The sequence below is a fragment of the Streptomyces sp. WMMB303 genome (assembly GCF_029351045.1).
Classification (GTDB): domain Bacteria; phylum Actinomycetota; class Actinomycetes; order Streptomycetales; family Streptomycetaceae; genus Streptomyces.
In genome coordinates this window covers 5,395,579-5,412,240 of record NZ_JARKIN010000001.1, presented here as the reverse complement: position 1 = coordinate 5,412,240, position 16,662 = coordinate 5,395,579, and the positions used below count along the sequence as shown (strand labels likewise).

At 76.1% G+C, this 16,662-nt stretch carries 3 protein-coding genes (1 of these 3 only partly in view); all 3 read left to right on the top strand.

The window, feature by feature from the left end:
• Tightly spaced (each overlapping or abutting the next), the 3 genes in view from P2424_RS23625 to P2424_RS23615 form a layout consistent with a single transcriptional unit that may run on beyond the window.
• Positions 1–4,957, top strand: the end of a protein-coding gene (locus P2424_RS23625) for a non-ribosomal peptide synthetase (RefSeq protein WP_276477737.1). Its footprint begins 19,748 nt before the window's first position; 4,957 of the gene's 24,705 nt are visible here — the last part of the coding sequence; its start codon lies beyond the left edge, outside the window; it ends in the stop codon at positions 4,955–4,957.
• Entirely contained in the window at positions 4,954–9,144 is a 4,191-nt protein-coding gene (locus P2424_RS23620) for a beta-ketoacyl synthase N-terminal-like domain-containing protein (protein WP_276477736.1), read from the top strand. Before P2424_RS23625 ends, P2424_RS23620 begins: the two co-directional genes overlap by 4 nt.
• Positions 9,144–16,649 (top strand): SDR family NAD(P)-dependent oxidoreductase, encoded by a 7,506-nt coding sequence (locus tag P2424_RS23615; protein WP_276477735.1) that lies wholly within the window; start codon positions 9,144–9,146, stop codon positions 16,647–16,649. The genes P2424_RS23620 and P2424_RS23615 overlap by 1 nt, the downstream gene beginning before the upstream one ends.
• The last annotated feature ends 13 nt before the right edge of the window (positions 16,650–16,662 follow it).

The window sequence follows — 16,662 nt, the reverse complement described above, 5'->3', positions numbered from 1 at the left end:
GAACTACCTGGCGGCCAACCTCTCCCGCCACTTCGACCTGCGCGGACCCAGCGTCGTGGTGGACACCGCGTGCTCGTCGGCGCTGGTGGCGCTCAACCTGGCCGCGCAGGCGCTGCGCGCCGGGGAGGCCGAGGCGGCGGTGGTCGGCGGCGTCACGCTCATCGAAGGCGCCGCCGCGCACCAGGTGTTCGAGCAGCGCGGGCTGCTCACCGCCGAACCGGAGTTCCACGCCTTCGACCGGCGCGCCGGAGGGTTCGTCCCCGCCGAGGGCGCGGGCGTCGTGGTGGTGAAGCCACTGGCCGCGGCCCGTGCGGACGGCGACCGGATCATGGCCGTCGTCAAGGGCATCGCCGTCAACAACGACGGCCGCACCGCCGGTCCTGCCACCCCGAACCTCGCGACCCAGGAGCAGGTCCTCTCCCGCGCCCTGGCCGCCAGCGGCCACCGCCCCGAGGAGATCGGCTACCTGGAGGCCAACGCCTCGGGCTCGCCGGTGACCGACCTGATCGAACTCAAGGCCGTCCGGCAGGTGTACCGCTCCGGATCAGCGGCCGAGTGCGCGCTGGGCTCGGTCAAGCCCAACATCGGCCACCCCCAGTGCGCCGAGGGCATCGCCGGATTCATCAAGGTCGCCCTGATGCTGGAGCGCGGGCGGCGGGTGCCGTACCTGAGCGGCCAGCAGCCGCCGGAGCACTTCGACCTCGACGCCTCGCCGTTCCGCTTCGACCGCGAGCAGGCGCCGTGGCCGGGGCCGCGGGTCGCGGCGCTCAACAGCTTCGGCGACGGCGGCACCAACGCGCACGTGGTCATGGCCGCCTGGGCCGGGGACCGGGGCAGCCGCACCCCGCTGCCGCGGCCCGCCCTGGACCGGCGCCGCGTGGAGTCGACCGGCACACCGGTGGGCCCCGCGCCCGAGCCGGGCCGGGCGGTCGCCGTTCCGCGGCAGTCCGAAGCGCCCGTCGCAGGGTCCGACGCGGCCGGGCCGGGCCGGGCCGAGCCGGTGGCCGTGATCGGCATGGCCGGGCGCTACCCGGGCGCGGCCGACCTCGACGGGTTCTGGACCAACCTGCTCGGCGGGGTGGACAGCGTCGTCGAGGTGCCGGGCGACCGCTGGGACCACCGCGAGTTCGCCCACCTGCGCAGCGCCTCCGGCCGCCCGCTCTCCACCTGGGGCGGCTTCCTGGAGGACGTGGACGCCTTCGACGCGGCGCTGTTCCGTATCTCCGCCGCCGAGGCCGCCGTACTGGACCCGCAGGAGCGGCTGTTCCTGCAGACCTGCTGGGCGGCGATCGAGGACGCCGGGCACACCCCGCAGTCGCTGTGCCCGCCGACCGGTCCCGGCGGCCGCCGTCGCGGCGGAGTGTTCGCCGGAGTGATGCACAAGGACTATCCGCTGCTGGGCGTCGAGCACGCCGCACGCGGCGGCGACCCGGTGCCGCTGGGGCTGAGCCAGGGCCAGATCGCGAACCGGGTGTCGTTCTTCTGCGACTTCCACGGCCCCAGCGTCGCCGTGGACACCCTGTGCTCCTCCTCGCTGACGGCCGTGCACATGGCCGTGCGCAGCCTGCGGGACGGCGAGTGCGCGGTGGCGGTGGCCGGCGGCGTGAACCTGTCCCTGCACCCGGCCAAATACGTCGGCTACGGGCTGGTCAACATGCACGCGACCGACGGCCGCTGCCGTTCCTTCGGAGAGGGGGGCGACGGCTACGTGTCCGCCGAAGGGGTGGGCGCCGTCGTCCTCAAACCGCTCTCGGCGGCCGAACGCGACGGCGATCACATCTATGCGGTCGTCCGCGGCAGCGCCGTCAACCACGGCGGCGCGGCGGGCGGGTTCAGCGTGCCCAGCCCGCCCGCGCAGTCCGCGGTGCTCACCGAGGCGCTGGCGGACGCGGGCACCGACCCGGCCACCATCGGGGTGCTGGAGGCCCACGGCACCGGTACCTCACTCGGCGACCCGATCGAACTGCGCGCCCTGGCGACCGCCTTCGGGGACGCGGCGAAGCCCGAGTCGTGTGCGCTGGGTTCGGTGAAGTCCAACATCGGCCACGCGGAGGGCGCCGCGGGCATCTCCGGGCTCACCAAGGCGGTGCTGCAGCTCCACCACCGCACGCTGGCACCGACACTGCACGCCGATCCGGCCAATCCGCTGCTGGAGCTGGACAGTTCCCCGTTCCGCATCCAGTACGCGGCCGAGGAGTGGACGGTGCCGGACGGCGGGCCGCGCCGTGCCGGGGTCAGCTCGTTCGGCGCGACCGGCGCCAACGCGCACGTGGTCCTGGAGGAGTACACCGGCCCGCGGGAGGCCGCGGCGGCCACCGCGGCCCCGGGGCCCGTGGTGGTGCCGCTGTCCGCCCGGACGGTACCGGCGCTGCGGGCGGTCGCCGCGCGGCTGCTGGACCGGCTGCGGGGCGGCGCCGCCGACCCGGCCCGCGAGGTCACCGCCCGGCTCGCCCGGGTGCTGGGAACCGACCCGGCCGACCTCGACCCCCGGCAGCCGTGGCACGAGTACGGCATCACGGCCGCCGAGGTCACCCAGGTCGCCCGGTCGCTGGCCGAACTGCTGCCCTCGGGCCGACCGCCCCGGCTCACCGCCGGGCACACCGTCGCCGAGGCCGCGGCCCTGGTGCCGGCGGGCGTCGGGGACCTCGCGCTCGCCGACGTGGCCCACACGCTGCAGCACGGCCGGGTGGAGCTGGCCGAGCGTGCCGCGTTCGCCGTGCCCGACCTGGCCGGACTCGTCCGGGCCCTCGGCGACTTCCTCGCCGACGACGCGGTCCGGGTGCACGGTACGGAGAGGGCGCTGCGCCCGCTCGCCGAACGGTGGGTGGAGGGCGCCGCCGTCGACTGGACGGACCGGCCGGGCGCCGCCCGCGGCCGCCGGGTCAGCCTGCCCGGCTACCCGTTCGCGCAGGACCGCTACTGGTTCACCGACCACTCCGCCGCGCCCGCGCCGGACCGCCCCGGCGCGCAGGGCGCCGCGGGCCGAGGTGCGGAGGTCTCCGGCGCCGACGGGCCCGCCGCGGACACGGCGGTCCCGGCAAAGACCGCAGCCGGCTCCGCAGGGCAGCCGCACGAGCCGAAGCGGAGCCAGGGACCTGAGGCGTACGGCGCGGCCGGCGCGCTCACCGCGCCGTCCCGGGGGATGCTGCGGGTGCCGAGCTGGGAGGAGCGCTCCCCGGCCCCCTCACCGGCGGCCGCCGGGGGCCGGGTGCTGGTCGTCGAGTCCGGGGCCGGTGCCCTGGCCGAGGCCGTCGGCGCCCACCACCGCGCCGCCGGGGCCACCGTGGTGTCGGTGACGACGGGCGCGAGCACGGTCGCCACGGGTTCGCTGCGCACGGTCTCGCCCGGCGACCCCGCTGCCTTCCGCACCGTCCTCGCCGATGTGGGCCCGGTGGACCGGGTACACCTCGTCGTCGGTGCCGAGGACCCGCACGCCCGGGTCGACGCGGACGTCCAACTGCTCGCCCTGCGGCTGCTGGGGGCCCTGGCCGAGCGGGACGGCGGTGAGCGGATCGACTGCCACCTCACCACCCACGACACGCACGGCACCGACGGGCGCGCGGCCAACGCCACCGGCGCCGGACTGACCGGGCTCGCCTACTTCCTGGCCCAGCAGCGCCGCCGGTACGCGGTGCGCAACGTGGACGTCTCCGCACGGGAGACCGATCTGCCCGCGCTGGCCGCGGCGTTGATCGCCGAACCGGCCAGCCCGGCGGGCGAACTGACGCTGCTGCGCGAGGGGAGGCGCTACCGGCAGCGGTTCGACGAGGTCGAACCGCCCGGTGGCGAGCCGGGGCTGCGGACGGGCGGTGCTTATCTGGTGATCGGCGGTGCGGGGGTGGTCGGCCAAGCCGTCACCCGGCACCTGCACGAGCACTACGGAGCCCGGGTCGCCTGGGTGGGCCGCAGGCCGGGAGACGACGCGGCGGTCCGCGCGGCGCTCGACGCCGCGACCGTCGGGGACCGCGCCCCCGCGTACCTGCGCGCCGATGTGACGCGCCCCGAGCAGGTGCGGGCCGCGGTCGCCGAGGCCAAGGAGGCTCTGGGCGCCCTGCACGGCGTCGTGTTCGCGGGCGCTTCGACCATCACCGAGCAGGCCCGGGAGGTGACCGCGCTCGACGACGCCGAGTTCCGCCACCACTACGAGGTGAAGGCCCGGGGCGCCGTGCATGTGGCGGGCGCGCTGGTGGACGAGCCGCTGGACTTCCTGTGCTTCTTCTCCTCGGCACAGGCGTTCGCGTTCGGCGGCGCCGGAACCCACCCGGCGTACGCGGCGGGCATCACGTTCGCGGACGCGTTCGCGCGGGCCATCGCTGTGGCGGCACCGTTCCCGGTCGGGGTGCTCAACTGGGGCGCCTGGGCCTCCTCGTTCGGCGAGGCGGCCGCCGAGCACCCCGGGGTCGGCTTCCTCGGCGACGAGGAGGGCGCGGCCTGCTTCGACGCGGCCGTGCGGCTGCTGACCTCGGGCGGCGCCACCCAGACCGTCGGCCTGCGCCCCGGCGGGGCCGCACCGGCACCCGGGCCGGGGCCGACGGAGACCGCCGACGCCGCCGCGGCCCGGGAGTCCGCGGACCCCCCCTCCGCCCCCGCATCCCAGCCGCTGCCTGCGCGGACGCCGCCGGAGCCCGCCGCCGGCCTCGGGGCGGCGGCCGCAGGCGAGGGGCAGGGCCGGGATCAGGAGCCGCCCACGGAGGGCGTCGACCGGGACCGGATCAGGTCGCTGACCACTCGGCGGCTCGCCCGGGCACTGCGCGTGCCGCCCGAGGAGCTGTCGTCCCGCCGCGCGTTCGCGGAACTCGGCGTCGACTCGATCACCGGGATGTCCTTCGTCTCCGAGCTCGGCGAGGAGCTGGGCCTCGAACTGGACGCCGCGCTCCTCTACGACCACACCACCATCGACCGGTTGACCGACCACCTCACCGATCTTGTCGACAACGCCTCCGGAGGGCAGCGATGACGAGTACCGAGTTCCGATCCGTCGTGGATCGCTACCTCACCGCCGGCCCGGCCGCCGCAGCGGAGCCCCCGCCCGCCCCGACCTCCGCACTGGACATCGCGGTGGTCGGGATGGCGGGCAGGTTCCCCGGGGCCGACGACATCCGCACGTTCTGGGAGAATCTGGCCGCGGGGCGCAAGAGCGTCGGCGAACTGCCCGCGGAGATCCTCGGCGAGGGTGCCCGGGGCTACCGCTGGGGCGGGGTGATCGCCGACCGGGACTGCTTCGACCCGGAGTTCTTCGGGATCGACCCGCGGGAGGCCGATTCCATGAACCTGCATCAGCGGCTGCTGCTGCAGGAGGCGTGGCACGCCGTCGAGGACGCGGGCATCGACCCGTTCTCGCTCTACGGCTCCGACACCGGGATGTTCGTGGGCGCCGAGCCCGCCGGGTATCTGCACGAGTCGTTCACCGGCGCCTCCGACGCGCTGGTCGCGGCCCGGCTCTCCTACTTCCTCGACTGGCACGGCCCGGCGCTGGTCGTCAACACCGCCTGTTCCTCGTCCGTGGTCGCCCTCCACATGGCCTGCCGCAGCCTGCTGGCCGGCGACTGCGGGATCGCGCTGGCGGGCGGCGCCAACGTGGGCCTGGACCAGAGTTCGCTGAACCTGCTCGCGGACATGGGGGTGCTCTCGCCGTCCGGTGAGTGCCGCACCTTCGACAACTCCGCCAACGGCACCGTCTTCGCCGAGGGGGTGGCGGTGCTCGTGCTCAAGCGGCTCGCCGACGCCGAAGCGGCGGGCGACGACATCCGCGGCGTCATCCGCGCCACCGGCGTCAACCACGACGGCGCCAGCAACGGACTCACCGCGCCGAACGGGCCGGCCCAGGAGAAGCTGGTCGAGACGGTGTACCGGCGGCACGGCATCGACACCTCCCGGGTCGGATACGTCGAGGCGCACGGCACCGGCACCGTGCTCGGCGACCCGGTGGAGGCCGGAGCGCTGGCCCGCGCGTTCAGCAGGCAGCGGCCGAACCCGGACGGGTGCGTGCTCGGCAGCGCCAAGGCGAACGTCGGCCACACCGGCGCGGCCGCGGGCGCCATCGGTCTGGTGAAGGTGCTGCTGAGCATGCGCAACGAGCGCTTCCCCGGCATGCCCACCTTCCGCACCCTCAATCCGATGATCAAGCTGGACGGTTCGGGCATCACCGTCGACGCCGTCGGCAGGCCGTGGCCCGCGACCCCCGGCGCGCCGCGGCTCGCGGCGGTCAACTCGATGGGACACAGCGGCACCAACGCGCACCTGGTGGTGGAGGAGTACCAGCCCGCACCGCGTCCGGCGGCCGGGGTCCGCGCACCGGGCCCGGTGGCGGTACCGCTCTCGGCCCGCGACCGCGAGCGGCTCGGCGTACTGGCCGCGGAACTGGCCGACCATCTCGAACGGGTCCGCACGACAGGCGCGGAGAGCGGCCAGGACACCCTCCGTCGGCTCATCGCCGACCTGCTGGGAATCGACCCCGGCGGCCTGCGCGGCGACCGGAATCTGGAGGACCACGGCGCCGAGCCCCATCAGCTCGCCCAACTGGCCAATCTGCTGGCCCGGCAGACCGGCCGTCAGGTGACCGTCGACACGCTCTACGAGTCGCCGTCCGTGGACAGCCTGGTCGCCTCGCTGGCCCCGGCCGCCCGGCCGGACGAGGGGCAGCCGGTGTGGGCGGCGCCGACGCTCGCCGACGTGGCGGCCACCCTTCAGCAGGGGCGCGCGGCGCTGGACGAGCGGGCCGTCGTGGTGGCCGGTTCGGTGCCCGAACTGGTGGCGGCGCTCCGGGCGCTCGCGGCCGGCCGCCCCACTGCCGAAACGGCAGTCGGCCGGGCCCGCACCGGGGCGCCCCGCGCGACCGGCGGCACCCAGGCGGAGCTGGCCGCGGCCTGGTGCCGGGGCGCCGAGGTCTCCTGGCCCGCCACCGACGGCCGCCGGGTCTCGCTTCCCGGTTATCCGTTCGCGCGCACCCGGCACGGCAGGGACCGGCTGGCCCCCCGCCCGTCCGCCGCGACGGCCGCCGCACGCCCGCAGCCCGCCGGGCAGCCGGGCCCCGCGCCGCGGCCGGCCGCCGAGCCCCGGACCGCCCCGGCGCCGGCCCCAGCCGCGTCGGTCGCTCCCGCTGAGCCGGTCGCTCCCGCTGAGCCGGTCGCTCCCGCCGCGACCGTGGCTCCTGCCGAGCCGTCAGTCCCGGCGGCGCCGGCATCTGCGACGGCGGCCCCTGCGGCTCCGGTGCCCCCCGCCGCCCCCGCCGGGACGGCATACGCACCGGCGGACATCGTGCCGTCGGCCGCTGCCGGGCCCGGTGGGCTGCGTGAGGACGTGGCGCTGTGGCTGACCCGGGTGATCGCCGAGGAGGTGGGTGTCGACCCGGCGGCTGTCGACCGCTGGGAGCGGTTCGACGCGTTCGGCGTGGACTCGGTGGTCCGGACCCGGGTGAACCAGTACCTCGCCCAGCGGTTCCCGGCCGCGTCCCGGACCCTGTTGTTCGAGTTCCCCACCATCGACGAGGTTGCCGACCTGCTGACCACGGACTTCCCCGCCGACTGCCGGACCGCCCTGCTCGACGCGGACGCGGCTCCGGGAGAGCCGCTCCCCGGTGGTGCGGGGGTGGTGGCGGTGGAGTCGGCGGTGGAGTCGGCTGGGGTGCCGTCGGGGGTTGTGGGTGCTCCGGTGTCTGGTGGGGGCGATGTGGTGGGTTGGTTGTCGGGTGTGGTGGGGGAAGAGGCCGGGGTCGCGGTGGGGGAGGTGGATCCGTGGCGGTCGTGGGATGCGTTCGGGATTGATTCGGTGGTGCGTACGCGGGTGAATCACCGGATCGCCGAGGTGTTTCCGGATGCGTCGCGGACGTTGTTGTTCGAGTTCGGTTGTGTGGCGGAGGTGGCCGAGAGTCTCGCGGCGGACTTCCCGGTCGACGCCGGCGCGCTCCCCGGTGGTGCGGGGGTGGTGGCGGTGGAGTCGGCGGTGGAGTCGGCTGGGGTGCCGTCGGGGGTTGTGGGTGCTCCGGTGTCTGGTGGGGGCGATGTGGTGGGTTGGTTGTCGGGTGTGGTGGGGGAAGAGGCCGGGGTCGCGGTGGGGGAGGTGGATCCGTGGCGGTCGTGGGATGCGTTCGGGATTGATTCGGTGGTGCGTACGCGGGTGAATCACCGGATCGCCGAGGTGTTTCCGGATGCGTCGCGGACGTTGTTGTTCGAGTTCGGTTGTGTGGCGGAGGTGGCCGAGAGCCTGGCGGCGGACTTCCCGGTCGACGCCGGCGCGCTCCCCGGTACCCCGGCCGGCGTCGCCCCGACAGCCGGCGGCGCCCCGGCACCGCCCGCCGAGCCGATACCCGAGTGGCCCGCCGAACCGGCCTGGGCCGCGCCGTTCCCGGCCCGCGAGATCGGGTTCTCCGCCAGCCGGGTGCTGCTCCACCCGGAGGCCGACCCCGACGACACCCGACTGGTGCGCGAGCACCAGGCCGAACTGCTCGACGTGCTGCTCCGCGGCGAAGACCTCGACCGGGTCGGCGGACTGTTCGACCTGCACGGCGCACAGGGCGCCGCCGGACTGCGCCTCGCGGCCCGCCACCGCGCCCTGCGCGTGCACCTCCGCACCGCCGACCCGGCGCAGGCCGAGGCCGCGGCCCGGACGGCCAAGGAGTACGGCCTCGACACGAGGGTCACCGTCGCGCACACCGACCCCGCGACCACGCACGAGGTGGCGCTGGACATCGAGGGCAGCCACCTGGTCGCCGACAAGGCCGCGTACCTGGCCCGGATCGCCGCCGCGCTGCCGGAGGGCGGCAGGCTGCTGCTGGCCGACTTCCTGGCCGTCGGCAGCGAGCGGACCGACCCGGGGCTGGGCATCCGGCTCCCGACCCCGGAACAGTGGGCCGACCAGCTCGCCGACGCCGGGTTCGTGCTCGACGACGCGGTCGACGCGAGCGCCCGCGTCGGACACTTCCTCGCCGACTTCGACGTCGACCAGCACACCGCCGGCCTCGACCCCCGGGCCAAGGACCGGTGGCGGTTCCACACCGACCTGGCCGTGCCGCTGGAGCGCGGTACGGCGGCGTATCTGCTGCTGCGGCTGCGCAAGGACAGCACGGCCGGACCGGCGGCCGGGCGCGCGGGCAACCGCGCCCGGATCGCCGCGGCCACCCCCTACGCCGAGGCGGTGAACCGTTGATGAGCACGCCGACGACGGCAACGACGGCACGTTCGGCAAGGACCGCGCAGGGACGGCGTCCCGCCGAGCACGCGCAGCGGCTGCACACCGCCGCCCGGAACGTGCTCGCCGGGGCCGACCCCGGCGCCGGGCTCGCGGTGCAGCGCGGCACGGACGCGCTGACCCTGCTGGCCCGGCGGATGCTGGCCGGAGCCCTCCGGCGGATGGGCGCCTTCACCGCGCCGGGCGAGGGCGGCACACCGGACGGACTGGCCGCTGCGCTCGGCGTGGCCGACCAGCACCGGCGGCTGTTCGAGGCGCTGCTGGACATCCTCGTCACGGCGGGCACGCTGCGCCGGGAGGGCGAGCGGCTGGTCGCCGCCTATCCGCTGCGCGAGCTCTCCCGCGCCGAGTCGGACGCCATGGTCGCCGGACTGGTGGAAGAGTTCCCCACCGCGGAGCCGACCGTCCGGCTGCTGCGCCGCTGCCTGGACGCCTACCCGGAGGTGCTGACCGGGCGCCGTCCCGTCGCCGAGGTGCTCTTCCCCGACGGCGCCGGAGCCGAGCCGCCCGGCGCCGCTCCGGGCGGTGGCGCCCCGGACAGCGGCGACGTCGTCGCCGCTGTGGCCGCCGAGGCGGCCCGCGCCCGGCTGGAGGCGGCGACGGCAGTCTCCGTCGTCGAACTGGGCTCCGGCAGCGGTGCGACGGCCGCGCGGACGCTGCCCGCACTGGCGCCCTTCGGCGACCGGCTGCGCTACGCGTACACCGACCCCTCCTCCCGGTTCACCGAACACGGCAGGCAGCGCTTCGGCCGCGAGTACGGCTTCACCGAGTTCACCGTCCACGATGTCGCCGTCGCCGCCGCGAGCCCGGAACTGCCCGCCGGGGGCGCCGATGTGCTGCTCGCCGCGAACGTGCTGCACGCCGCCGCCGACCCGGACGCGGCCCTGGCCAACGCCGCCGCCCTGCTCCGCCCCGGGGGCACGCTGGTGCTGACCGAGGCCGTCTCGGCCCCCGAACCCTCGATCATGCTCTTCGGGCTGACCGCCGAGTGGTGGCCGCAGCCGGGCGCGGCACGGGACCGGCTGCCCCACGCGCCGCTGCTCTCGGCCGACACCTGGCGGGCAGCGCTGGCCGCGGCGGGGTTCGAGGAGATCCGCGTCCACCCGCTGCCCTGCGGAGTGGACGAGGACGACGCGCCGGAGGCGGTCCTGGTCGCCGTGCGGGGCGCGCCCGCCGCGCCGGCCGCAGCCTCGTCCGTGCCTCCGGCGGCTGCCGCGGCTCCCGCATCCGCCGCGGGCACGGCGCCCGCCGCGCCCGCTCCCGCGCCGCGGCCCGCCGCGGACGCCGGGCCGGCCGAACCGGACACCGCGGAGCCCGTCGCGATCGTCGGACTGAGCGTGCGCTTCCCCGGGGCGCCGGACCTGCGCAGCTACTGGGACCTGGTCACCGCCAACCGCAGCGCCATCGGCGAGATACCCGCCCGGCGCTGGGACTGGCGGCAGTACTACACGCCCGATCCGCAGGGCATGGAGATCATCAGCAAGAGCCACTCCAAGTGGGGCGGGTTCCTGGAGGACTTCGACCAGTTCGACGCCGAGTTCTTCGGGATGTCCGAGCAGGAGGCCCGGAACACCGACCCCCAGCAGCGGATCTTCCTCCAGGAGTGCTGGAAGGCCATGGAGGACGCCGGGTACTGCCCGCACGCCCTCGACGCCAAGGTCCGCGGGGCGACCGGGGTGTTCGCGGGCGCCTCCAAGCTCGGCTTCGACCGGTTGGGAGCGGACCGCGGGGTCGACCTGCCGCGCACCTCGTTCGGCGACATGGTCAACCGCGTCTCCTACCAGCTCGACCTCGGCGGCCCCAGCAAACCGGTGGACACCGCCTGCTCCTCGGCGCTGGTCGCGCTGCACGAGGCCGTGCAGAGCCTGCGCTCCGGCGAGTGCGCGATGGCCCTGGTCGGCGGGGTGAACCTGTATCTGCACCCCTCCACCTACGCCGAGTTGGGCGCAGTCAAGATGCTGTCGAACCGGCCGGAGTGCCCGGCCTTCGGGATCGGCGGCAACGGCATCGTGCCCGGCGAGGGGGTCGGCGTCGTGGTGCTCAAGCGGCTGGCCGACGCGCGGCGCGACAACGACCACATACGTGCGGTCGTCCGCGGCAGCGCGGTCAACCACAACGGGCGCACCGTCGGCTTCACCAGCCCCAGCCCCAAGCGGCAGGCCGCCGTCATCACCGCCGCGCTGCGGCGGGCGGGCGTCGACGGCGACACGGTCAGCTACCTGGAGACCACCGTCAACGGCACGGAGATCGGCGACGCGGTCGAGATGACCGCGGTCACCCAGGCGTTCGGCGGTCGGGAAGGGGCCTCGGGCCGCTTCCGGCTCGGCTCGGTCAAGCCCAACATCGGCCACGGCGAGGCGTCCTCGGGTATGGCGCAGCTCTCCAAGGTGGTGCTGGCACTCACCGAGCGCACCCTGCCCCCGACCCGGCTGCCTCAGGAGATCAACCCCGCGATCGACCGCGACAAGCTTCCCTTCGAACTGTCGGACCAGCCGGTGCCCTGGGACCCGCCGCAGGTGCACGGGCGGACCCAGGTACGGCGGGCCGGGATCACCGGGATCGGAGCGGGCGGCGCCAACGCGCATGTCGTGGTCGAGGAGGCTCCCGAGACGGAGGTCCGGCGGAGCACGGGACCGGCCCTGTTCGTGCTCTCGGCCCGCACTCCGCAGCAGCTCGCCGACTCGGTCGGGAACTGGGCCGGCTTCCTGCGCCGCAACCCCGACCTGGACCTGGCGCGGGTCGCCTGGACCAGCCAGGTCGGCCGGGAGCCGATGCGGTTCCGGCTGGCCGTGGTGGCCGACCAGCTGACGGAGGTGCTGGAGGCGCTGGAGCGGTGGCGTGCGGGCGACACCGCCGCCGTGCTCACCGGGGAGGCCAAGCGCCCCGCGTCCGCCGTCCGCGCAGAGCGGGCCAAGGGCAGGCCGCTGCCGGAGCTGGCCCGGGTGTGGGCCGAAGGCGGCATGCTCGCCTGGAGTTCGCTGTATCCGCAGGGCACGCCGCTGCGGCTCGGCGGACTGCCCACCTATCCCTTCGCCACCACCGGCTACTGGACCGACCCCCCGGCCGCCGCCGCGCCCGCCACGTCGGCCGGGCCTGCCCTCGCCCCGGCGGCCCCGGCACCCGCCCCGGTCGGCGCACCGACCCCCGTACCGGCCGGTGCATCGGTCTCCGCGGCCGTACCGGCCGCACCGGCCGGCTCCTCCGGGGACACCGCCCGGTACCCGCTGCTCGACCTCGCCGCAGCGGTCACCGGCTCGGACGGCACGCTGACCGTCACCGGCAGCGTCTCCCAGACGGCCCAGCCATGGCTCGGCGACCATCTGGTCAACGGCCGGGTGCTGCTGGCCGGCACCGCGCTGGTGGACATGGTCGGACGCGCGGGCGAGGCCGTGGACACCGCGCGGATCACGGAGTTGACCCTGCACGCGCCGCTCGACCTGACCGGCGGGCAGGAGACCGCCGTACGGCTCGTGCTCGCGCCCCCGGCGGCGGACGGCACGCGCGCCGTCGAGGTGACCTCGCGCCCCGCCGGTGCGGCCGCGAACCGGCCCTGGTCGCGGCACGCCACCGGCACGCTGGCCCCGCTGCGCGGCGCACCGGACTTCGACCTCGTCCAGTGGCCGCCGCCGGGAGCCGAGCCGCTTCCCGTCGCGGACTACTACGCCGCCATGGACGCCGCCGGGTACACCTACGGCCCGGCGTTCCAGAGCCTGCGTGCGGTGTGGGCGCGCGGTACCGAGGTGTTCGCCGAGGTCGAACTGCCCGCGGCCGAGGCCGCCGAAGCCGGGCGCTACGGAGTGCACCCGGCCCTCCTGGACTCGGCACTGCACGCGATGGGCTTCGGCACCTGGATGGAGGGCGGCGGCGGGCTGCTGCCGTTCGCCTGGACCGGGATGTCGGTGCACAGCCCCGGGGCCGGAGGACGGGCCCGGGCACGGCTGACCGGAGCAGACGGCTCCGGCGTCGCGCTGCAACTCGCCGACGGCGACGGGAAGCCCGTCGCCCAGCTCGACTGCCTGGTACTGCGCTCGGCCACCGGCGAGCGCCCCGACCCGGCCCGGGACGCGCTGCTCACCCTCGCATGGGAGCCGCTGCCGCAGGCGGCGGCCCCGGCCGCGGGCGGCGGCCCGTCCACCGGCAGCTGGTCGCTGCTCGGCCCCGACCCCTACGGCATCGGCCAGGTGGTGCGGACCGTCGAACGCGGCGAGTTCGCCGTCCTGTCGCTGCAAGGCCCCGGCGACCTCCCGGTGACCGGCGAGGCGCTCGTGCCCGCCGCGCACGAGGCCACCGGCGCGCTGCTGGACACGGTGCGGGACTGGCTGACCGACCCGGCCAACCGCGGCCGCCGGCTGGTCGTGCTGACCAGGGGCGCCATCGCCGTCGAGCCGGGAGAGCCGGTGCCCGACCTGGCGAACGCGCCCGCCTGGGGACTGCTCCGGGCGGCGCAGTCCGAGTTCCAGCGCCGGCTCGTGCTGGTGGAGCTGGACCGGCACGCGCCGGTCGCCGGCGTGCCCGCGGCCCTCGACGCGGCGCTGGCGGCCGACGAGTTCCACATCGCGCTGCGCGGCGGCCGGGTGCTGGTGCCGCGGCTGGTGCGGGCCGCCGACGACCCGGGCCTGGAAGTGCCCGACACCCCGACCTGGCGGCTGGACTCCACGGCACCCGGCACCCTGGAGAACCTGGCGCTGGTCCACGCGCCGGACGCCGCACGGCCGCTCGCCGCCGGACAGGTACGGGTCGCCGTCCGCGCCGCCGCGCTCAACTTCCGCGACGTGCTGGGAGCACTCGGCATGTACCCCGGTGACCTGGTGCTCGGCGCCGAGGGCGCCGGAGTGGTCACCGAGGTCGGCCCCGGCGTCACCGGACTGGCCGTCGGCGACCGGGTGTTCGGCCTGCTGCCCGGCGGTATCGGACCGGTCTGTGTGACCGACGCGCGCACCGTGCGGCACATCCCGGCCGGCTGGACCTGGGCGGAGGCCGCCTCCGCGCCCGTGGCGTACCTGACGGCCTACTACGGACTGGTCGAGCTGGCCGGACTGCGGGCCGGTGAGTCGGTGCTGGTGCACGCCGCCGCGGGCGGGGTGGGCAGCGCCGCGGTGCGGCTCGCCGACCATCTGGGCGCCGACGTGTTCGCCACGGCGGCTCCCGCCAAGCACGCCGAGGTGCGGGCCATGGGCGTGCCCGCCTCGCTGATCCGCTCCTCGCGCGACACCGGCTACGCCGCCGCGTTCGCGGCCGAGAGCAGCAACCGCGGCGTGGACGTCGTCCTCAACTCGCTGACCGGCGAGCACATCGACGCCTCGCTGCGACTGCTGCCCCGCGGCGGGCGGTTCGTCGAGATGGGGAAGACCGACATCCGGCCCGCCGAGGACGTCGAGTCGAGCCATCCTGGCGTCCGCTACCAGGCGTTCGACCTCGTCGAGGCGGGACCGGAGCGGATCGGCGCCATGTTCGACGCACTGCTGCCGCTGTTCGAGCGCGGCGTGCTGCCGCCGCCGACCCGCACCGTGCTCGACGTCCGCCGCGCCCGGGACGCGATGCGCACCATGAGCCGGGGCAGGCACATCGGCCGGATCGTGCTCACCATCCCCCGTACCTTCACCCCCGGCGGCACCGTCCTCGTCGCGGGCGGCACCGGCACGCTGGGCTCGGTGATCGCGCGGAACCTGGTCACCGCACACGGTGTGCGGCACCTGGTGCTCGCCTCCCGGCGCGGCGACTCGGCGCCCGGCGCCCGCGAACTGGCCGCCGAACTCACCGCGCTGGGGGCCGAGGTCCGGCTGGCGCGCTGCGACGCGACCGTCCGGGACCAGGTGGCCGAGGTGCTGGCCGGCATCCCCGCCGACCACCCGCTCACCGGGGTGGTGCAGGTGGTCGGGGCGCTGGACGACGGCATGCTCGCCGGCCAGACCCGCGCCCGGCTCGCGCCGGTGCTGCGGGCCAAGCTGGACGCGGCCGTCGTCCTCGACGAGCTGACCCGCGCCGCTGATCCGGACGTCTTCGTGACCTTCTCCGGAGCTGCCGGAGTGCTCGGCAACCCGGGGCAGTCCAACTACGCGGCCGCCAACGCGTTCCTGGACGCGCTCGCCCGGCGCCGCCGCACCGACGGGCTGCCGGGGCTGTCCGTCGCGTTCGGACTGTGGGCCAGCGTCAGCGACCTCACCCGGGACCTGCTGGAGGACGAGCGGGCCACCGCCATGATGGTCCGCAGCGGCTTCCGGATGCTGTCCGACCAGGAGGGCGCGGCACTGTTCGACGCGGCCGTGGCCGGCCCGGCGGAGCTGGCCGTGCCGATGCGGCTGGACCTCCCCGCGCTGCGGGCCGCCCCCGTGCACCCGGTGCTGCGCAGCCTGGTCCGCCAAGACGCCGCGGCCCCCGCCCCCGGACCCGCGGCACCCCCCGCCGCCGGCACGGCAACACCCGGGGCTGCGGACACGGCACCGCCGTCCGGCGCCGCCGACCCGGCGCCGGGTACCGACGCCGTGGACGCCGCTGCCCCCGCGGCGGTGGACGACGCCCCAGCCGCCGCGGTCGACACCGGTGCTCCCGGCTCCTCCGGTCCGCTGCTGGAGCAGCTCGCCGGTGCCGCGCCGGACCGGCGCCGGGCCCTGCTGCTGGCGCTGGTCGCCCAGGAGGTCGCGGCGGTCCTGCCCGGCTTCGAGCCCGAACACATCGAAGCGGACAGCGGCTTCGCCGAGCTCGGATTCGACTCGCTGACCGCGGTGGAACTGCGCAACCGACTCGACGAGGCGACCGGCCTGCGGCTGCCGGTGACCCTGGTCTTCGACCAGGCGACGGCGGGCGCCCTGGCGGGCCACCTGCTGGGGCTGCTGGCCGACCGGATACCCGCCGCCGCTGCCGCCCCGCACTCCGCCCGAGGGGGAGCCGAGACGGGCGGGGACTCCTGGGAGGCGCTGCTGGCCCCGGAGCACCTCGCCGCGGTGGGCGCGATCGCCGACGTGGGCGGCGGCGGAGGCGAACAACTCGCCGCCCTCGCCGACCGGGAGGGCACGGCGGTGCTCCACTCCCTGCCCGCGAACCCCGACGAGGCCCTGCCCGGCACCTACGACCTGGTGGTCGCCCTGGGCCGGCTGGTGACCGTACGCCGCAAGCGGGACCTGCTCGCCCGGATCGACGCCGCACTGATCGACGGCGGCCGGATGCTGCTCGCCGACCATATCGGCACGCTCCGCGGCGACCTCGACGACCGGGCGGCCGGGGTGCTGGTGCCCAGCATCGACTCGTGGGTGTCGCTGCTGGGCTCGGCCCGCCTGGTCGTCGAGACGGTCACCGCACCGCCGGCCGTGCTCGACCCGCTGCTGGAGCAGGACGGGCTCGCCGAGCCGTCCCGCCGCGGGTGGACCCGCCCGGTGCTGCTGCGGCTGTGCAAGGCGGCAGCGAGGGCCGCGGAGGACAGGGACCGGGCCAACCACCGCGCACTGACCGAGTGGGCAGGCGCCTGAAACCGGGAGGGAG

What these genes read in the sequence shown, in the direction of transcription:
- P2424_RS23620 (WP_276477736.1), top strand. Translation starts at nt 4,954, where the DNA reads ATGACGAGTACCGAGTTCCGATCCGTCGTGGATCGCTACCTCACCGCC.
- P2424_RS23615 (WP_276477735.1), top strand. Translation starts at nt 9,144, where the DNA reads ATGAGCACGCCGACGACGGCAACGACGGCACGTTCGGCAAGGACCGCG.